This window comes from Mycobacterium sp. 1465703.0 (assembly GCF_001672975.1).
Taxonomy (GTDB): Bacteria; Actinomycetota; Actinomycetes; order Mycobacteriales; family Mycobacteriaceae; genus Mycobacterium.
The window spans coordinates 1-18,125 of record NZ_LZKU01000086.1 but is presented as its reverse complement, the minus strand read 5'-3'; the positions used below and the strand labels follow the sequence as shown (position 1 = coordinate 18,125).

Sequence of the window (18,125 nt, the reverse complement as noted above, 5' to 3'; positions counted from 1 at the left end):
CACTCTCCGGGGTCTTGGCGCCGCTGCTGCGCAGCGATCTCCTGACGGGCTCGACCGCGCTGTCGAGTGCGGGCACGGTTTCGGCGTCGGCGGGCCGTGCCGGCTTGGTCGGGTCGTTGTCGGTGCCGGCGAACTGGGCCTCGGCGGTCCCGGCGGTCCGGACGGTGGCAGCCGAGCTGCCGGAGGCCATGCTGGACGCCGCTCCCGCGGCGGCCGTCAACGGTCAGCAGGGCATGTTCGGCCCGACGGCCCTGTCGAGCCTGGCCGGACGCGCGGTCGGCGGGACCGCCACCCGCGCCGTCGCCGGGGCGACCGTTCGCGTGCCCGCACTCGACAGCGCGGTCGAGCCCGTCAGGAGATCGCTGCGCAGCAGCGGCGCCAAGACCCCGGAGAGCGCTTTGGGGTGCAAGAGGGGCCCGATTCCTTGGATGCCCGTCCCCACGCTCGGGATGCTGAGGGCGATCTGGTACCAGTTCTTCGCCAGGTTCGCCACGCCGAGCGGCGTGTACGGCCCGGAGATGGTGCCCATGACGCTGTTGAACGTCTTCAGAATCCCGGTGATGTCCGTCAGGCTCAGCGGGAGTTGAGCCGCCGCCGTCACCGCGGTCGCGTTCACCTGCGCAGCGACCGGAGCCTGCGAAACCGCTTCTGACAGTGCGGATTCGACGCCGGAGACGGTCGACGACTGGAGTGCGGAGCTGACCGCAGCCGACTGGTCGGCCTCCGCGTTGGCGTCGGCGGTCGTTGGTGGTGCACTGAACGGGGTCAGCCGGGTTGCGGCCGCCGAGGTACCCGCATAGGCATACATCGCGGCGGCGTCTTGGGCCCACATCTCGGCGTACTGAGCCTCCGTGGCCGCGATCGCCGGAGTGTTCTGCCCCAGAATGTTGGTAGCAATCAGCGACGCCAACAACGCTCGGTTGGCCACGATCACCGGCGGCGGGACAGTTGCCGCGAAAACGGCTTCATAGGCTGCCGCCGCCACCTCGGCTTGGCCGGCCGTCTGCTCGGCCTGCGCGGCGGTGCCGTCAAGCCACGCGATGTAGGGTGCCGCCGCGGCCGCCATCGCCGTCGACGACGGCCCACGCCAAGTGGTTCTCAGCTCCGAGATCGCAGATCCGTAAGACGCTGCCGCCGAATGCAATTCGGCTGCCAGGCCATTCCAGGCAGCCGCAGCTGCCAGCAACGGCGCCGACCCCGGCCCGGAATAGATCCTGCCGGAGTTGATCTCCGGCGGTAACAACCCGAAATCCATACCTTCCTCCGCCTCCGGCTGTGTCATCACCGCCGGCCCCGTTGCTTGCAACTATCAGTGCCGCCAGAGCATCGGACACGAGTTTGCTGGGCGGCGGGCAACTCCTCTTGAGACGAGACACTAACCAGCGATGACCAAAACGCCTTCCGAAGTGATCGGCCGGGATCGCTGCCGTCGCAGCGCCGCAATGCGCCGACGACGGATCGGTGGTTCGGCAAGCAAGCTGCCGATAAACCCCTCTACCTCGCGCAAATCCCACAAGGCGATGCGGTGAATAGGTGATGAAAACTCGGAAAGGCCCTTGGCCCCGCTGCTATCCGTGAATAAAAATCTCGCCATCAAAAATTAATTCCGCGACGAGAAAGGCCCTTAGACAGGACGCCTCCACACCGGCGGGCCGCCTGCGCATCAGCACCAGTCCGCGGCGCAGAAATGCTCGAAATAGGTGGTGGGAGCATACTTTTTGGCCGACAGGGTCGATACGTCGGTGACTCATATCGTTTTCAAAGAAAATATGCAAACTCTTTGAAATTGGCCACTCAAGAGTTCGTGATTCAGGGCGGACGGCGCAGCAGTCGGATGTTTAATGCTCCCGAGCCCGCCGATTGTCCCCCGGTTATTCGTGCACAAGGACACTATCGATAGTGGTGCTCATATTTATCGTAAAGAAATCATACAATTCATAGAATTGCAGCGGCCCGCGAGGATGTTTTAGCAGACTTACCCCGTGGCAACCGGTGTCGAAACCTCCGGCAGGTCGAGCACCGCGAGCGTTGGTCCCGCGACTACTCAGCGATCCAACGCGGCTTTGCCGGGCGACATGGACCGGCTAAGCGTCCTCCAGTAGATCCGGCGTCACCGCCGACTCGGTGTCGGGAATGCCGTCGACCTTCGCCTTGCGGTCGGCCATCGACAGCAGCCGCCGAATACGGCCGGCCACAGCATCTTTGGTCATCGGCGGGTCGGCGAGCCGGCCGAGCTCCTCAAGCGACGCCTGCCGATGCTCCACGCGCAGCTTGCCGGCCGAGGCCAAATGGTCGGGGACGGTGTCGCCCAGGATCTCCAGTGCCCGCTCCACCCGGGCCGCGGCCGCGACCGCCGCCCGCGCCGAGCGACGCAGGTTGGCGTCGTCGAAGTTGGCGAGCCGGTTCGCCGTGGCCCGGACCTCGCGCCGCATCCGGCGCTCCTCCCACACCAGCCGGGTGTCCTGAGCGCCCATCCGGGTCAGCAATGCGCCGATCGCCTCGCCGTCGCGCACCACCACCCGGTCGGCGCCGCGCACCTCGCGAGCCTTCGCGCTCACTCCGAGTCGGCGCGCGGCACCCACCAACGCCAGCGCCGCTTCCGGGCCGGGGCAGCTGACTTCCAGGGCCGACGACCGGCCCGGCTCGGTCAGCGACCCGTGCGCCAGGAACGCTCCGCGCCACGCGGCTTCCGCATCGCCGACGCTGCCACCCACCACCTGAGCCGGCAGCCCGCGTACCGGACGGCCGCGGTTGTCGAGCAGGCCGGTCTGGCGGGCCAACGCTTCTCCGTCATTGGCCACCCGCAGCACATACCGGGTGCTCTTACGAATCCCGCTGGCCGACAACACATGTACGACGGCGTTGTATCCGTAGAGGTCGAAAATATCCTTGCGCAACCGCCGCGCGACGTTGCCCAGATCCACCTCGGCCTCGACCACCACGCGACCGCCGACAATATGCAGGCCGCCGGCGAACCTCAGCAGGGACGTGACCTCCGCGCGGCGCGCACTGACGGATTTCACGATCAGGCGGCTCAGTTCGTCTTTGACTTCGGTCGTCATCGCCACGCGTCGTCACCCCTTGGTCCGCTGCCGGCCGGTCCACTCCCACCGGCCGGTGGGCTTGTACTGTCAACCCGAATATCTGCGGTGGCCGTGATCGAAGACGGTCCCGGAGCCTTGTGGGCCGTCCGGACGCCGTCCAGGGCCGCCGCGAGCTTGCCTGGATCATGTAAAGGTGTACCAGGTCTGGCCACGTCGGCGAAGTGAACCTGGGCTGACAGCAGTGTGGCTGTGCGGCGCAATTGCTCGCGTTCCCGCTCGCTGGGCACCCGTTCGGCGTCGATGATGATGTCGTGCACGCTGAATCCCGGTGCGTGCTGGGCCAGCACGTGCAGATGACGTTCGACGGAAAAGCCCGCTGTCTCCCCCGGCTCGGCCACCAGATTGAGCACCAGGGCGCGGCGTGCCGTGGTCGCCTGCAGCGCCGCCGCAAGTCCGGGCACCAGCACATGCGGGATCACGCTCGTGAACCACGACCCAGGGCCCAACACCACCAGGTCGGCGGCCATGATGGCGTCGACGGCCTGTCGGGTGGCCGGTGGATTGTCGGGCAGCAGCCGCACCCGGCGCACCTTGCCCGGGGTGGTCGCGATCGCCACCTGGCCGCGGATCAGCCGGAACATCCGCGGGTCGCCTTCCAGACCGGAGACGTCGGCCTCGATTTGCAGCGCGATCGGGCACATCGGCAGCACCCTGCCCTTGACGCCGAGGATGCGGCCCAGCTCGTCGAGCGCGGCCACCGGATCGGCCAGCACCTCGGACAGGCCGGCCAGCATCAGGTTGCCGATCGGATGCCCGGCCAGGGCACCACTGCCGCCGAACCGGTGCTGCAGGATAGTCGCCCACAGTCGCCCATGCGGACTGTCAGATGCCAAGGCCGCCAACGCCATTCGCAAATCGCCCGGCGGCACCACGCCTAGCTCGCTGCGCAGCCGGCCGGACGAACCACCGTCGTCGGCGACGGTCACCACCGCCGTCACGTGGGGTGTCAGCCGGCGGGCCGCCGACAGCGTCGCGTACAGACCGTGTCCGCCGCCCAGCGCGACGATGCCCCGGTTCATCGGCTCGGTCATTCGCGGCCCAGATCTCGGTGCAACACCCGCACTGACAGTTGGGCTTCACCCTTCTGGGCCTCGAGCAACTGCATCAATGCCTCGGCGATCGCGACGCTGCGATGCTTGCCGCCGGTGCAGCCGATGGCGACCGTCATATAGCGCTTGCCCTCCCGGCGGTATCCGTCCACGACCAGAGATAGCAATCGATGGTAGGCGTCTAGAAACTCCGCCGCGCCCGGCTGACTCAATACGTAATCGCGCACCGCCGGGTCTTGACCGGTGAGGGGTCGCAATTCGTCGACCCAGTGCGGGTTCGGCAGGAACCGCACGTCCATCACCATGTCGGCGTCCATCGGCAGGCCGTACTTGAAGCCGAACGACTCGACGGTCACGCTGGTCGTCGCGCTCGCGATGCCGCCGAAGGCCCGCTCGATGGTCTCGCGCAAGCCCCGCACCGACAGCGTGGACGTGTCGATGATCAGATCGGCGGTGGCCCGGACCGACGCCAGCATCCGGCGCTCGGCGGCGATGCCTTCGGCCAGCGTCTGGTCACCCTGCAGTGGGTGGCTGCGGCGATTCTGTTCGTAGCGGCGGACCAGCATGTCGTCGGATGCTTCCATGAATACCACGCGCGGGGCGATGTTTCGGGTTGCCAGTTCGTTGCGCACCGAGTCCAGGTCGCCGGTGAAGCCGCGCGACCGCACGTCCATCACCACCGCCAGCTGGGTGATCCGCGAGCCGGCGGCCAGCCCGAAATCGACCATCCGGGTGATGAGCTGCGGGGGCAAGTTGTCGGCCACGTACCACCCCAGGTCTTCGAGCACCTTGGCTGCGGTACCCCGTCCGGCGCCGGATAATCCGGTCACCAGAACGACGTCGATGCCGGCCGGGGCGTCGACCGAGTGGCCGCCCGCGAACTTACCCGGGCCCGTCACTGCGCGGCCTCGGACTTGTCGGGTCGCAGCGCCTCCAGGACGGCGGTGGCGGTTGCGACACCGATGCCGGGAACGGCGGTGATCTGGTCGACGGTGGCCTCCTTGAGGCGGGCTATCGATCCGAAATGGCTTACCAGTGCCTTGCGGCGATGTTCTCCCAATCCTGGCACCGAATCCAGCACCGACGCCGTCATTCGCTTGGATCGCTTGCTGCGATGGTAGGTGATCGCAAACCGGTGCGCCTCGTCACGCACACGTTGGAGCAAATAGAGCCCCTCGCTGTTGCGCGGCATGATGACCGGATCGGGCTCCGAGGGCACCCACACCTCTTCCAGCCGCTTGGCTAAGCCGATCACCGCGACGTCGGTGATGCCGAGTTCTTCCAGCACCGCGTTGGCCGCGTTGACTTGCGGCGCACCGCCGTCGACGACGTACAGATTGGGCGGGTAGGCGAACCGGCGAGACTTCCCTTCCGGCGAAAGCATATTCGGGTCGTTTTGCTCACTCAGGTGCCGCGCGAAGCGGCGGCGGGTCACCTCGGCGATCGAGGCGACGTCGTCGGAGCGTCCCTGTCCGGCGGCTTGCCGGATGCCGAAGTGCCGGTAGTCCGATTTGCGCGGCAGACCGTCCTCGAACACCACCAGCGAGCCCACCACGTCGGTGCCCTGGACATGGCTGATGTCCACACACTCGATGCGCAGCGGTGCATCGGACAAGCCGAGGGCCTCCTGAATGTTTTGCAGCGCAGCGGATCTGGCGTTGAAATCGCCGGCCCGCTTCAACTTGTGTTGCTGCAGTGCTTCTTTCGCGTTGCGCTGCACGGTCTCGGCCAACGCACGCTTGTCACCGCGCTGCGGCACCCGCAGGACCACCCGGGAACCGCGCAGCCCGGACAGCCAACTGGTCAGCTCGTCGGCGTTGGACGGCAGGCAGGGTACCAGTACCTCCCGTGGCACCGGGTTCACCGCTTCGTCTGCCGAGCCGCCCAATTCGGCCTGCTCGCCGTAGAACTGCGTCAAGAACTGTTCGACCAGCTGCTCCTCACCGGAATCGCCAGGGTCGGCGGACTTTTCGACGATCCAGCCGCGCTGACCGCGAACCCGGCCACCACGCACGTGGAACACCTGCACCGCGGCCTCGAGCTCATCGTCGGCAAACGCCACCACATCGGCATCGGTGCCGTCGCCGAGGACCACGGCCTGTTTCTCCATCGCCCTCTTCACCGCGCCCAGGTCGTCGCGCAGCCGCGCGGCCCGCTCGAAGTCGAGTTGTTCGGCAGCGGCGTTCATCTGCTGTTCCAGCTCGCGGGCGAACCGGTCGGTTTTGCCGGACAGGAAGTCGCAGAAATCGTCCACGATCTGGCGATGCTGTTCCGCACTGACCCGGCCGATGCACGGCGCCGAGCACTTGTCGATGTAGCCGAGCAGGCACGGACGGTCGATCTGCTTGTGCCGCTTGAATACTCCCGCCGAACAGGTCCGCGCCGGAAACACCCGGGTGAGCAGATCCAGCGTCTCCCGAATGGCCCACGCGTGCGAGTACGGCCCGAAATAGCGCACCCCTTTACGACGGGGACCGCGGTAAACCATCAGTCGCGGGAACTCCTCGTTGAGGGTCACCGCCAGCACCGGATATGACTTGTCGTCGCGATAGCGGACGTTGAACCGGGGATCGAACTCTTTGATCCAGTTGTATTCAAGCTGCAACGCCTCGACTTCGGTGTTGACCACCGTCCACTCGACCTTGGCCGCGGTGGTCACCATCTGCCGGGTTCGCGGGTGCAGGCTGGAGATATCGGCGAAGTATGACGTCAGCCGGCTACGCAGGCTCTTGGCCTTGCCGACGTAGATGACTCGCCCATAGGGATCCCGGAATCGGTAGACGCCAGGCTCGACCGGGATGGACCCGGGCGCGGGGCGGTAGGTGGCGGGATCGGGCACAGATCCAGGCTAGTAGCCGCGAACGCGGTGCCGAGAAAGGCGGGGCGCCTGCGAGTGCCGGTGAGCCGTGCCGCATACCGACCACCGTGGGCACCGCCCGCGCGGGTCGGCGATTCGTCGGCCAAAAGCCCGAGTCCGCGGTTATCGCCGTGCGGCTGGAGCCCGAAACAAGAATCGGAAACGGCGCAGGTAGCAGGCCCGTGCGGGGCGCCAGGGGCGGTCGCGGCGGGTTTGGGCGACGCCCTATCGGGCTACCAAGCGTCTAGCTCGACGTTAGAGTAGGGGCAGAGCAATGGAGGGAGTCCATAAATGATGAAGCGCTCATTGGCAAAACTGGCCGTCACCGTCGGCGGTCTTGCATTGGCGTCGACGGCTGCGGCCGGGGTCGCATCGGCCAGCCCAGATTACGGTCCAATGATCAACACCACCTGTAACTACGACCAGGCGATGCGCGCGGTGCACGCGGAAAATCCGATGGCCGCCCAGTATCTCGACCAATCGCCGCCCAACCAGCAGTTCTTGCAGCAGTATCTGGCTTCGTCGCCCGATCAGCGGGTGAACCTGCTGCACGCGATCGAGCACAATCAGGGCGCCCAACAAGCCCTGCCGATTTTCCAACAAATGATGACGGACTGCACCCGATACTGAGTGCCTAAAGCTGGGGCTTCTTCCCGATTCCAGCGCTAGATCGCCACTCCTCGCTCCGCCGCGGCTAAGCGGCGCCTGACGACTGCATCGTCAGGCCGCCCAGTCCACTATGGGGCGGCACAGCCGTTGGCTGATGCTGCGGCGCTCAGTGCGTCTGCAGGTCCGGGCGATAGCGCGTGACCAGCGATCGCACGGTGTCCATGGCCTGCACGGCGCGGCCCTTGTCGACGGCCTGGATGGCCATCACCGGTATGTACTCGTCATCGGGCAGGTCGATTCGGGCCCAGCGGTGTCCCACCGGAAAGGAAACGCCGGCAACGTCGGGCCATTCGATGAGCTTGTCGCCCAACAGATTTCTCACCGAGACGCCGGCGGGCCCGACCCGCAGCCGCGGCCGCGTGAACAACAGCACGGCGCCGGCGATCACCAGGCCCAGCGCGGCGATCGCCACCTGGTCGGCGGTTTGAAAGACCACACCGGTGGACCCGACCTTGAGCAACAGGCCCAGCGCGATATGCGTCACGGCGATGAGGAACGCAGCGCCGTAGGCGAATAACGGCGTGCGGTGCGGACGCAGCACCGCGTCCCAGATCTCCCGGTCCGGCAGCGACGTCACGACCGAGCGCGCAACTCACGCAGGGTGAGTGCGGCGGACAGGGCCGCCCCGGTCGCCTGAGCCCCTTTGTCCTCGGCCGATGCCGGAAGCCCGGCCCGATCCAGCGCCTGTTGCTCGTTGTCGGTGGTCAGCACGCCATTGGCAACCGGCGTCGAGGCGTCCAGCGAAACCCTGGTCAGGCCCTGCGTCACCGCATCGCAGACGTATTCGAAATGCGGTGTCTGGCCGCGGATCACGACGCCCAAAGCGACGACGGCATCGTGGTTGTGGGTGAGTTCCTGCGCCACCACCGGGATTTCGATCGCGCCGAGCACCCGGACCACCGTGGGGTCGTCGATGCCCGACTCGCTGGCGACCTTACGCGCGCCGGCCAGCAGCGCATCACAGATCTCGCTGTGCCAGGTGCTTGCCACGATGCCGAGCCGCACGCCAGAAGCGTCCAGCGCCGGCATTTCCGGCACGCCGGCGCCACCGCTCATCTGCGTCGCCCTCCCCTATACGCGAATTCTGCACCGTCACCGGTGGTCACAGAGCACCGCCGAATTCTCCTGGCAAATGGACGGATTCGTGGAAATCGTCCAGCCCGGCCAGGTCGTGGCCCATCTTATCCCGCTTGGTCATCAGGTACCGAATGTTCTCCGCGTTGGCGCGCACCGGAAGCGGCACCCGCTCGATGATGTGCAGGCCGTATCCATCCAGCCCGACTCGCTTGGCCGGGTTGTTGGTCAGCAATCGCATCGAGCGCACCCCGAGGTCCACCAGGATTTGCGCGCCGATGCCGTAATCCCTTGCATCCGCAGGCAATCCGAGCTTCAGGTTGGCGTCGACGGTGTCTTCTCCGGCGTCCTGAAGCTGGTAGGCCTGCAGCTTGTGCATCAGCCCGATGCCGCGCCCTTCGTGGCCGCGCATGTAGAGCACGATGCCGCGTCCCTCGCGGGCCACCATCGCCATCGCGGCGTCCAGTTGGGGTCCGCAATCGCAGCGACGGGAACCGAACACGTCACCGGTCAAGCATTCGGAGTGCACGCGCACCAGTACGTCGTCACCGTCGGAGTTCGGCCCGGCGATCTCGCCGCGCACCAGGGCGACGTGCTCGACCTCCTCGTAGATGCTGGCGTAGCCGATGGCACGAAACTCGCCGTGCCGCGTCGGTATCCGCGCTTCGGCGATCCGGGCGATGTGCTTTTCATGTTTGCGTCGCCACTCGATCAAGTCGGCGATGGTGATCATCGCGAGATCGTGCTCGTCGGCGAACACCCGCAACTCATCGGTCTGCGCCATCGAGCCTTCGTCTTTTTGGCTGACGATCTCGCAGATGGCGCCCGCGGGCTGTAGACCGGCCAGCCGGGCCAGGTCGACGGCGGCCTCGGTGTGGCCCGGACGGCGCAAGACGCCACCGTCCTTGGCGCGCAACGGAACCACGTGGCCCGGGCGGGTGAAGTCGTCGGCGACGGTGGTGGGGTCGGCCAGCAAGCGCATGGTGGTCGCCCGGTCCGAGGCCGAGATCCCGGTGCCCACACCTCGTCTCGCGTCCACGGTGACGGTGTAGGCGGTGCCGTGCTTGTCCTGGTTCACCGCGTACATCGGCAGCAAACCCAGCCGATCGCAGATCTCTCCGTCCAGTGGCACGCACAGGTATCCCGAGGTGTAGCGCACCATGAACGCCACCATCTCCGGCGTCGCCTTCTCGGCGGCGAAGATCAGATCGCCCTCATTTTCGCGATCCTCGTCGTCAATGACGATGACGGCCTTACCGGCCGCAATGTCGGCAACCGCCCTCTCGACGGAGTCCAACCTCGTCATCTTTGCTACCTCGCCGTTCCCGCTCGCCGGCGGGAACACTGTAGAAACGGCTCACACGAGAAGCCCACGTGTTGCATTCAGTATGAACCACACCGGCGCCGCGGTTATTGCCACGGCTTGATCCGCGGACCGGGCCCGAATCCCATTACGCCGCCGCCCCAACACGCTGACCACTTCTAATGTCGTCGCCTTTCCCGCCGTCGCGGACCACAACGGCGTGGCCGCCGTTCACGTGAGCTTCGACACCGCCGACGGCCGGCGCCTCATCGTCGTTGACGGGCGTCATCGCTTTCGGAAAGTCGACCGGGGCATTCGACTTCGCATTCGACCCCGCCCGCAAACCGAATATCGCCGTCAAAAATTGCTTTGCCCGATCCGCGATACCGTCACCAGGTGCCAAAAATATCACCACGAAATGGCGATATACGCCGAGAAGCTTTGCAGCAGATATGCGTCCGCTGTGCCCAACATTTGACACGAGCAAATGGCCAAAAAGAGTTTCACATGCATTCCCGCGGGGAAGTACAGCCGGATGAATACCAACACGCAACCACGACCGTGGGTTCGGCTGTGTACGGGTGCGCTGACCGCAGGCGGTTTGGCCCTGTCCGCACTCGGACTGTCCACAGGCACTGCTGCGGCGGCGCCTCCGCCTCCGCCTATGAATCACCACCACTGGTGCCCGGGCGAACAATGGGACCCGGGCTGGGGCCCCTACCAGAACTGGAACAACTGCCGTGACTGGGACGACAACTACGGCGGTCCGGCCGGCTACGGGGCTCCGCCCTGGGCGGGGCCGCCGCCGGCGCCGCCACCGTGGGCGCCCTGGGCTCAGATCATCTGGGATCCCGGCATGAACCATTGGGGTTACTGGGAAGGCCCCAACTGGCGCCCGGTGTAACCGGCCGAATAACCAGCTGATCTCCGAGCAGCCGCTGCCGCGACACGAGACGCCGCGGCTAGCGGTGTGCCGCCATCAGCCGCTCGACGTACTTCGCGATGACGTCGACTTCGAGGTTCACCTGCGTTCCGACCGGGGCTTGGCCCAACGTGGTCACTTCCCGGGTGGTGGGGATCAGCGAGACTTCGAACCAATCCCCCGCGTCGCTGCCCAGCCCGGACACCGTGAGCGAAATCCCGTCGACGGTGATCGAGCCCTTCTCCACGACGTAGCGGGCCACCCCTGGCGGCATCGCGATGCGCACCACTTCCCAGTGTTCGGACGGGGTCCGGGCGACGATGTGTCCGGTCCCGTCGACGTGCCCCTGCACGATGTGCCCGCCCAGCCGGCTGTTGACGGCCGCGGCGCGCTCCAGGTTCACCCGGCTGCCGACCTGCAACTCGCCCAAGTTGGACCGGTTGAGCGATTCGGCCATCACGTCCGCGGTGAACTGACCGCCAGGCAACAGCTCGGCGACGGTCAGACACACCCCGTTGACGGCGATCGAATCGCCATGGCCCGCATCGGCGGTCACCACCGCGCCGCGGATGGTCAACCGTGCCGCGTCGGATAGGACGTCGCGAGCCGTCACCTCGCCGAGTTCCTCGACAATCCCGGTAAACATCCCTTTAGGCTAATTGGCCGTCTCTCAGCCTGATGAGCAGGGCAAACACCCGCGCCCGGGCGACACCGGGACCCCGCGTTCACCAGGGCAGTCACCCACACCCTCTACGATGCAGAGTATGCAGACCCGCCGCCGTCTATCGGCCGTCATCGCATCCCTGACCCTCGCCACCGCTTTGATCGCCGGCTGTTCGTCGGGCTCAAAGCAGAGCGGCGCGCCGTTGCCAGACGCCACGACCTTGGTCAAGCAGTCGGCCGACGCCACCAAAGCCGTGAAGAGCGCGCACATCGCGCTGAGCATCCAGGGCAAGATCCCAGGGCTGCCCATCAAGACACTGACCGGTGACCTCGCCACGGCCCCGGCCACCGCCGCATCGGGTAACGCCACCATCACCCTGGGTGGATCCGACATCGACGCCAACTTCGTGGTGCTCGACGGAACCCTGTACGCCACCCTCACCCCGAACAAGTGGAGTGACTTCGGTAAGGCCTCCGACGTCTACGACGTTTCGGTGCTGCTGAACCCCGAGACCGGACTCGGTAATGCGCTGGCGAACTTCAGCGACGCCAAGGCCGAGGGCCGCGACAACATCAACGGGCAGAACACCATCCGCGTCAGCGGGAACGTGTCGGCGGACGCGGTGAACAAGATCGTGCCGCAGTTCAACGCGACGCAGCGGGTGCCGGCCACGGTGTGGATTCAGGAGACCGGTGATCACCAGCTGGTCCAGGCCAACCTGGAGAAGAGCTCCGGCAACTCCGCCCAGATCACCCTGTCCAACTGGGGCGAGCAGGTTCAGGTCACCAAGCCCCCGGTGAGCCAGTGACCGCGGAGGCCCCGGCCCGGGCCGGGCATCAAGCCGGACGCCGCGTAGCGATCAGCGCGGGGAGCCTGGCGGTCCTGCTGGGCGCTCTGGACGCGTATGTCGTCGTGACGATCATGCGCGACATCATGACCGACGTTCATATCCCGATTAACCAGCTGCAGCGCATCACCTGGATCATCACGATGTACCTGCTGGGATACATCGCCGCCATGCCACTGCTGGGCCGGGCTTCCGACCGATTCGGCCGCAAGCTGGTGCTGCAGGTCAGTCTCGCGCTGTTCATCGTCGGCTCGGTGGTCACCGCGCTGGCCGGCCACTGGGGCGATTTCCACCTGCTGATCGGCGGCCGCACCATTCAGGGCGTGGCCAGTGGCGCCTTGTTACCGGTCACCCTCGCGCTGGGCGCCGATTTGTGGGCCCAGCGCAACCGCGCCGGTGTGCTCGGCGGCATCGGCGCCGCGCAGGAGCTCGGCAGCGTGCTGGGCCCGCTGTACGGCATCTTTATCGTCTTCCTCACCCACGACTGGCGCTACGTCTTCTGGATCAACGTCCCGCTGACCCTCATCGCGATGGTGATGATCCAGTTCAGCCTGCCGTCGCACGAAAGGGTGGAACGGCCGGAAAAGGTCGACCTGGTCGGTGGCGTGCTGTTGGCGGTCGCGCTGGGCCTCGCCGTGATCGGTCTGTACAACCCACAGCCCGACGGTAAGCAGATTCTGCCGAGCTACGGGCTGCCGCTGGTCATCGGCGCGGTTGTGGTCGCGGTGTTGTTCCTGCTCTGGGAGCGTTTCGCGCGCACCCGGCTGATCGAACCGGCCGGCGTGCACTTCCGGCCGTTCCTGGCCGCGCTGGGCGCCTCGCTGTTCGCCGGTGCCGCGCTGATGGTGACGCTGGTCGACGTGGAGCTGTTCGGCCAGGGCGTGCTGCAGATGGACGAGACGCAGGCGGCCGGGCTGCTGCTGTGGTTCCTGATCGCGCTGCCGATCGGCGCGGTGCTGGGCGGGTGGATCGCCACCCGGGTCGGTGACCGGATCATGGCGTTCGTCGGGCTAATGATCGCGGCCTACGGGTATTGGCTGATTCACTTCTGGCGCCAAGACGTGCTGAGCCAGAAGCACAACATCTTCGGGTTGTTCAGCGTGCCCGTCTTGCATGCTGATCTGCTGGTAGCGGGTCTGGGCCTGGGCCTGGTGATCGGGCCACTGACCTCTGCGGCGCTGCGGGTTGTTCCATCGGCCGAACACGGCATCGCCTCGGCGGCCGTGGTGGTGGCTCGTATGACCGGCATGCTGATCGGGGTGGCCGCGCTCACCGCGTGGGGCCTGTACCGGTTCAACCAGATTGTTGCGGGCCTGACCGCGGCGATCCCGCCCGACGCCACCCTGCTGGAGCGCGTCGCCGCGCAGGGCACCATGTACCTCAAGGCGTTCGCGATGATGTACGGCGACATATTCTCGGCCACCGTCGTGATCTGTATCGCGGGCGCGCTGCTGGGTCTGTTGATCGGCGGCCGTAAAGAGCACGCTGAAGAGCCGGAAATCTCTGAACCACAAGCGGTTTCGTTGGGAGAGCGCTAGCCGCTGCGCGGCACCAGGCTGAGCACCAGGTCGGGCCCCACCCGGTCGATTCCGTCGAAGTGCCAGCGCAATGCCCGCGAAATCGTGGACACCCCGACGTCGTCGACCGCGGTCACCGGACCGCCCAGCAGCGTCGGCGCGACGTAGGCCAGGATCCGGTTGACCACCCCGGCCCGCAGGAAGGCACCGGCCAGCGTCGGGCCGCCCTCCAGCAGCACGTCGGTGCGGTCCGCGACGGCCTTGAGCACCTCCATCGGGTCGTGCGTGCGGATCAGCATGGTCCGCGAATCGTCGTTGAGAACCTTTGCCTCTGAAGGTATTTCACGCATCCCCACGACCACCCGCAGCGGTTGCCGGTCGGCCAGCGTGCCGTCGGGCAACCGGGCGGTCAACGCCGGGTCGTCCGCCAACACGGTGCCAGTGCCCACCACGATGGCGTCGGCTGCCGCGCGGCGGCGATGCAGATCCAGCCGGGAAGCTTCGCTGGAAATCCATTGGCTGGAGCCGTCTGCGGCCGCGCTGCGGCCATCGACGCTGCTGGCATATTTCCAGGTCAGGTGCGGCAGCCCGGTCCGCTGCTTGTGCAGCCACTCCCGCAGTGGACCGCCGGTCACCTCATCGGCCAGCACGCCGGAGCGCACCGCCACACCCGACTCCTCAAGCCGGCGTGCCCCGCCGGCGGCCTCCGGGTTGGGGTCGGCCACGGCGTAGACCACGGTGCCCACCTTCGCGTCCAACAGGGCATTCACGCACGGCGGGGTTCGGCCGTAGTGATTGCACGGCTCCAAGGTGACCACGACGGTGCCGCCGGCCGCCAAATCGCCGGCCCGCCGCAGGGCCAGGATTTCGGCGTGGTCACTTCCGACGGGTTCGGTTGCACCGACACCAACCACCTCGCCACTGGCGTCCAGCACGACCGCCCCCACCGGTGGGTTCGGATACGTGATCCCCTTGACCTGGTTGGACTGGTCGATCGCCAAGCGCATCGCAGCGTCAAGGCTGTCGTCCGGTGGAACCGTCATCGACGCAGGTGCGGGGACGCGGCGGCGGCCTGTCGCCGCAACGCGTCTATCGCGGCCTCCGGGTCTTCGGCGCCGTACACCGCAGATCCGGCGACGAAGCAATCGACGCCGGCTTCGGCGGCCTGCTCGATGGTGACCTCGTTGATGCCGCCGTCGATTTCGACCAGGATCGTCAACTCGCCCGCGTCGATCAGCTTGCGTGCGGTGCGGACCTTGCTCAGCACCTCAGGAATGAAGTTCTGGCCGCCGAAACCGGGCTCCACCGACATGATCAGCAAAGTGTCGAACTGCGGCAAGATTTCCAGGTAGGGCTCCAGCGGAGTTCCCGGCTTCACGCTGATCCCCGCCTTGGCGCCGGCGGCGCGGATATCACGGGCCACGCCGATCGGATTCTGCGTGGCCTCGGCGTGAAAGGTGACGTTGTAGGCCCCCGCCTCGGCATAGGGAGGCGCCCAACGGTCCGGGTCCTCGATCATCAGGTGGCAGTCCATCGGGATGCTGGTGGCGGCCAGCAGGCTCTCCACCACCGGCAGCCCGAGGGTCAGATTGGGCACAAAGTGGTTGTCCATCACGTCGACGTGCAGCCAATCGGCGCCGGTCACGGCGGCGGCTTCGTCGGCGAGCCGGGAGAAGTCAGCGGACAAGATCGACGGCGCGATCAGAGGTCCCTTTGACGGCTCCGTTTTGCGAGGCATGAGCGCCAGACTACTGAGCCGCGCGGCCTGCTTCACATCCGGCGCTACCCCGCTTCGTGTCGCGTCCCCGCTACTCCGCTTCGCGGCGCAGCGCGGCCGCGGCCGGGTCCTTCGTGTCGCGTCCCCGCTACTCCGCTTCGCGGCGCAGCGCGGCCGCGAACATGGCATCCGTACCGTGCCGGTGTGGCCAGAGCTGGACGTACGGCCCATCCCCCAAGTCGGGCACCGGGTCGAACAGCGGCCGGGTGTCCAACGCGCTCACCGGGTGGCGGCGCAGCGCGTCAGCGACAACACCGACGGTTTCGGCCAGGTGCGGTGAGCAGGTGGCGTAGAGCACCACGCCGCCTGGACGGGTCAGCGCGATCGCGGCACCGAGCAACTCCCGCTGCAGCTTGGTCAGCGTGGGCACGTCGCCCGGTTGACGCCGCCACCGGGCCTCCGGCCGACGGCGCAGCGCCCCCAGCCCGGTGCAGGGCGCGTCGACCAGCACCCGGTCGAAGGTCGGCTCCAGACCCGTCTGCCGCCCGTCGACCCGCAACACGTCGACCGGCAGACCGCGAGTGTTCTCGGCCACCAGATCAGCGCGGCGCGGCGCTGGCTCCACCGCGGTGACCCGGACCCCGGACGACAGACGCTGCACGCCCATCGAGGCCAGCAGTGCCGTCTTCCCACCCGGTCCGGCGCATAGGTCCAACCAGCGGCCACCATCATGGTCGACCGGCGCGAGGGCCAGCGCCCGTGCCACCAGCTGGCTGCCTTCGTCCTGGACCAGTGCGACACCGTCGCGCACCGGGGCCAGCCGCCCGGGATCGCCGCCCGCCAGATACACCGCGTACGGCGAATAACGGCCGACCGTGCCACCCACCGCCTCGGCCAGTTCGGCGGCGGTCAGCCCACCGGCGCGGGTGGCCAGATGGACCTGCGGCCGTTCGTCGTCGCTGGCCAGTACCGCGTCGAGTTCGGTCGCGGCGGCGCCCAACGCATCGGCGAACGCCTGCGCAATCCAGCGCGGGTGCGCATGTACGAAAGCGGCATGGCCGATCGGATCCTGCGCCGGGTTCGGAGCCAACTCCGCCACCCAGGCCTGCTCGTCGCGACCGGAGATCGCGCGCAGCACCCCGTTGACGAAACCCGCTCGCGCCGAGTCGAATTCGATTCCGGCCTGCTCGACGGTGGTGGACACCGCGGCGTGGGCGTCGACCCGGGTGCGCAGCAGCTGATACGCACCGAGGCGTAGCAGGTCGAGCAGCACCGGGTCGATGGCCTGCGGCGCGCGTCCGGCGGCCGCGCCGATCACCGCGTCGAGCAGGCCCCGGCTACGGCAGGTGCCGTAGGTCAGTTCGGTGGCGAATGCGGCGTCGCGCCCGGTGATTCCGCGTTCGCGCAACAGTGCGGGCAGTGCCAGGTTCGCGTAGGCGTCGCGCTCACTGACCGCCCGAAGCACGTCGAATGCGGCGGCGCGGGCCGGGTCCAGCGGCCGGCGCGGCGGCCGCTGGACCCGTTGTTGCGGCCGGCGGTCGCGCTGCTGCGGCCGCGGCGGCTTGCGGTCTGGCCGGCCGCGCTGCGGCCTGTCGCGACCGGTACTCATGTCGCCCGCGCTGCGGGGTCAAGCCGGGCACCGCGCGCCCAGTCCACGGCATTCATCAATTTCTTTCCGGGCGGCTGGATTTGGCCCAGCCGGACCGGGTCGGAGCCGGTCCCCACCCAGACGCTTTTTCGGTCGACGTGAATAGCGCCGGGCGACAACGGTTCTGGCGGTCTGGGCACCGCGGAGCTCGCGTCGGTCTGCACCGGACCGAGTTTGAAGCGCAGGTCGCCGATCATCGTCCAGGCGCCGGGATTTGGCGTGACGGCACGAATGCGGCGCTCGACCACGAGCGCGGGCAGGTCCCAGCGCACCCGGGCCTGCTCGACGGTGATCTTGGGTGCGATGCTGACCCCCTCAGCGGGTTGCGCCCGCGGCGTCAACGTCGAGTCGGCGATGCCGTCCAGCGTGGTCGACAACAGCGCCGCACCCGAAATTGCCAGTCGCTCAAGCAGATCCCCGGCGGTGTCGGTGGGCCGGATCGTCTCGGTCACAACTCCGTAGATGGGGCCCGAGTCCAGGCTGGGCTCGATCTGGAATGTGGAGGCCCCGGTGATGCTGTCCCCTGCCGCGATGGCCGCCTGCACCGGCGCGGCGCCGCGCCAGGCAGGCAGTAGCGAGAAGTGCAGGTTGATCCACCCGCGCGGGGGAACCGCCAGCAGGCCGTCACGCAGCAGCGCGCCATAGGCCACGACCGCGCAGCAGTCCGGCGCCAACTGCGCGAGCTCCGCGATGAATTCGTCGGAGTTCGGCCGCGCCGGTCGCAGCAGCGGAATACCGCGGTCGAGCGCTTCGC

At 67.4% G+C, this 18,125-nt stretch carries 17 protein-coding genes and 2 pseudogenes; 5 read left to right on the top strand and 14 right to left on the bottom strand.

What is annotated here, in order from left to right; genetic code table 11:
* Positions 1-122: 122 nt before the first annotated feature.
* Positions 123-239 (top strand): annotated as a pseudogene (locus A5625_RS30735) (hypothetical protein); the annotation flags it as partial.
* 56 nt (positions 240-295) lie between these two features.
* Here the strand turns inward: A5625_RS30735 and A5625_RS30535 are convergent.
* The 5 genes and pseudogenes from A5625_RS30535 to uvrC form a co-directional block, all read right to left on the bottom strand.
* Positions 296-1,255, bottom strand: a pseudogene (locus A5625_RS30535) (PPE family protein); the annotation flags it as partial.
* A gap of 829 nt (positions 1,256-2,084) precedes the next feature.
* Positions 2,085-3,062, bottom strand: a complete 978-nt coding sequence (gene whiA / locus A5625_RS08180; protein ID WP_066991364.1) for a DNA-binding protein WhiA — start codon at positions 3,060-3,062, stop codon at positions 2,085-2,087.
* Entirely contained in the window at positions 3,059-4,123 is a 1,065-nt protein-coding gene (yvcK, locus tag A5625_RS08175) for a uridine diphosphate-N-acetylglucosamine-binding protein YvcK (RefSeq protein ID WP_156748040.1), read from the bottom strand. Before yvcK ends, whiA begins: the two co-directional genes overlap by 4 nt.
* Before the next feature lie 8 nt (positions 4,124-4,131).
* Positions 4,132-5,052: an RNase adapter RapZ gene (gene rapZ / locus A5625_RS08170; RefSeq protein ID WP_066991357.1), complete on the bottom strand. Its 921-nt coding sequence runs from the start codon at positions 5,050-5,052 to the stop codon at positions 4,132-4,134.
* Positions 5,049-6,992, bottom strand: a complete 1,944-nt coding sequence (gene uvrC / locus A5625_RS08165; protein WP_066991355.1) for an excinuclease ABC subunit UvrC — start codon at positions 6,990-6,992, stop codon at positions 5,049-5,051. Before uvrC ends, rapZ begins: the two co-directional genes overlap by 4 nt.
* Before the next feature lie 309 nt (positions 6,993-7,301).
* Here uvrC and A5625_RS08160 point away from each other — a divergent pair, with 309 nt between their 5' ends.
* Positions 7,302-7,640 (top strand): hemophore-related protein, encoded by a 339-nt coding sequence (locus A5625_RS08160; protein WP_066991353.1) that lies wholly within the window; start codon positions 7,302-7,304, stop codon positions 7,638-7,640.
* Positions 7,641-7,785: 145 nt separating this feature from the next.
* On the opposite strand, the gene A5625_RS08155 is transcribed toward A5625_RS08160, so the two are convergent.
* The 4 genes from A5625_RS08155 to A5625_RS29535 all read right to left on the bottom strand — a co-directional run bounded on the left by A5625_RS08155 (position 7,786) and on the right by A5625_RS29535 (position 10,609).
* Complete coding sequence (locus tag A5625_RS08155) at positions 7,786-8,247, bottom strand: PH domain-containing protein (protein WP_369829994.1); 462 nt, start codon at positions 8,245-8,247, stop codon at positions 7,786-7,788.
* Between the two features lie 5 nt (positions 8,248-8,252).
* The gene (gene ribH, locus A5625_RS08150) at positions 8,253-8,735 is read right to left on the bottom strand and encodes a 6,7-dimethyl-8-ribityllumazine synthase (protein ID WP_066991343.1); all 483 of its coding nucleotides are present in this window, start codon (positions 8,733-8,735) and stop codon (positions 8,253-8,255) included.
* Positions 8,736-8,781: 46 nt separating this feature from the next.
* A complete protein-coding gene (locus A5625_RS08145) occupies positions 8,782-10,059 on the bottom strand; it encodes a bifunctional 3,4-dihydroxy-2-butanone-4-phosphate synthase/GTP cyclohydrolase II (RefSeq protein WP_066991340.1) in 1,278 nt (425 codons plus the stop codon).
* 145 nt (positions 10,060-10,204) lie between these two features.
* Positions 10,205-10,609: a hypothetical protein gene (locus A5625_RS29535; protein ID WP_197516017.1), complete on the bottom strand. Its 405-nt coding sequence runs from the start codon at positions 10,607-10,609 to the stop codon at positions 10,205-10,207.
* 111 nt (positions 10,610-10,720) lie between these two features.
* Between A5625_RS29535 and A5625_RS08135 the strand changes: the two genes are divergently transcribed.
* Positions 10,721-10,960 (top strand): hypothetical protein, encoded by a 240-nt coding sequence (locus A5625_RS08135; protein ID WP_232003536.1) that lies wholly within the window; start codon positions 10,721-10,723, stop codon positions 10,958-10,960.
* Positions 10,961-11,018: 58 nt separating this feature from the next.
* Here A5625_RS08135 and A5625_RS08130 read toward each other — a convergent pair whose 3' ends face one another.
* Positions 11,019-11,624 (bottom strand): riboflavin synthase, encoded by a 606-nt coding sequence (locus A5625_RS08130; RefSeq protein ID WP_066991334.1) that lies wholly within the window; start codon positions 11,622-11,624, stop codon positions 11,019-11,021.
* A gap of 118 nt (positions 11,625-11,742) precedes the next feature.
* On the opposite strand from A5625_RS08130, the gene A5625_RS08125 reads away from it, so the two are divergent.
* The gene (locus tag A5625_RS08125) at positions 11,743-12,450 is read left to right on the top strand and encodes an LppX_LprAFG lipoprotein (protein ID WP_066991331.1); all 708 of its coding nucleotides are present in this window, start codon (positions 11,743-11,745) and stop codon (positions 12,448-12,450) included.
* Positions 12,447-14,027: an MFS transporter gene (locus A5625_RS08120; protein ID WP_066991329.1), complete on the top strand. Its 1,581-nt coding sequence runs from the start codon at positions 12,447-12,449 to the stop codon at positions 14,025-14,027. The genes A5625_RS08125 and A5625_RS08120 overlap by 4 nt, the downstream gene beginning before the upstream one ends.
* Here the strand turns inward: A5625_RS08120 and ribD are convergent.
* From ribD to A5625_RS08100, 4 genes are all read right to left on the bottom strand, one after another.
* Complete coding sequence (gene ribD, locus A5625_RS08115; RefSeq protein ID WP_066991326.1) at positions 14,024-15,049, bottom strand: bifunctional diaminohydroxyphosphoribosylaminopyrimidine deaminase/5-amino-6-(5-phosphoribosylamino)uracil reductase RibD; 1,026 nt, start codon at positions 15,047-15,049, stop codon at positions 14,024-14,026. The genes A5625_RS08120 and ribD overlap by 4 nt on opposite strands.
* Positions 15,046-15,744, bottom strand: a complete 699-nt coding sequence (gene rpe / locus A5625_RS08110) for a ribulose-phosphate 3-epimerase (protein WP_066991361.1) — start codon at positions 15,742-15,744, stop codon at positions 15,046-15,048. Before rpe ends, ribD begins: the two co-directional genes overlap by 4 nt.
* Positions 15,745-15,871: 127 nt before the next feature.
* Complete coding sequence (locus tag A5625_RS08105; protein ID WP_066991323.1) at positions 15,872-17,332, bottom strand: RsmB/NOP family class I SAM-dependent RNA methyltransferase; 1,461 nt, start codon at positions 17,330-17,332, stop codon at positions 15,872-15,874.
* A partial coding sequence (locus A5625_RS08100) for a methionyl-tRNA formyltransferase (RefSeq protein ID WP_066991320.1) occupies positions 17,329-18,125 on the bottom strand: 797 nt, incomplete at its 5' end. The genes A5625_RS08100 and A5625_RS08105, both read right to left, overlap by 4 nt.

Bases quoted from the DNA above. Each gene is read 5' to 3' on its own strand.
- yvcK (WP_156748040.1), bottom strand. From the start codon at position 4,123: ATGAACCGGGGCATCGTCGCGCTGGGCGGCGGACACGGTCTGTACGCG.
- ribH (WP_066991343.1), bottom strand. From the start codon at position 8,735: ATGAGCGGTGGCGCCGGCGTGCCGGAAATGCCGGCGCTGGACGCTTCT.
- whiA (WP_066991364.1), bottom strand. From the start codon at position 3,062: ATGACGACCGAAGTCAAAGACGAACTGAGCCGCCTGATCGTGAAATCC.
- A5625_RS08160 (WP_066991353.1), top strand. From the start codon at position 7,302: ATGATGAAGCGCTCATTGGCAAAACTGGCCGTCACCGTCGGCGGTCTT.
- A5625_RS08105 (WP_066991323.1), bottom strand. From the start codon at position 17,332: ATGAGTACCGGTCGCGACAGGCCGCAGCGCGGCCGGCCAGACCGCAAG.
- A5625_RS08125 (WP_066991331.1), top strand. From the start codon at position 11,743: ATGCAGACCCGCCGCCGTCTATCGGCCGTCATCGCATCCCTGACCCTC.
- A5625_RS08135 (WP_232003536.1), top strand. From the start codon at position 10,721: ATGAATCACCACCACTGGTGCCCGGGCGAACAATGGGACCCGGGCTGG.
- rpe (WP_066991361.1), bottom strand. From the start codon at position 15,744: ATGCCTCGCAAAACGGAGCCGTCAAAGGGACCTCTGATCGCGCCGTCG.
- A5625_RS08130 (WP_066991334.1), bottom strand. From the start codon at position 11,624: ATGTTTACCGGGATTGTCGAGGAACTCGGCGAGGTGACGGCTCGCGAC.
- A5625_RS08145 (WP_066991340.1), bottom strand. From the start codon at position 10,059: ATGACGAGGTTGGACTCCGTCGAGAGGGCGGTTGCCGACATTGCGGCC.
- ribD (WP_066991326.1), bottom strand. From the start codon at position 15,049: ATGACGGTTCCACCGGACGACAGCCTTGACGCTGCGATGCGCTTGGCG.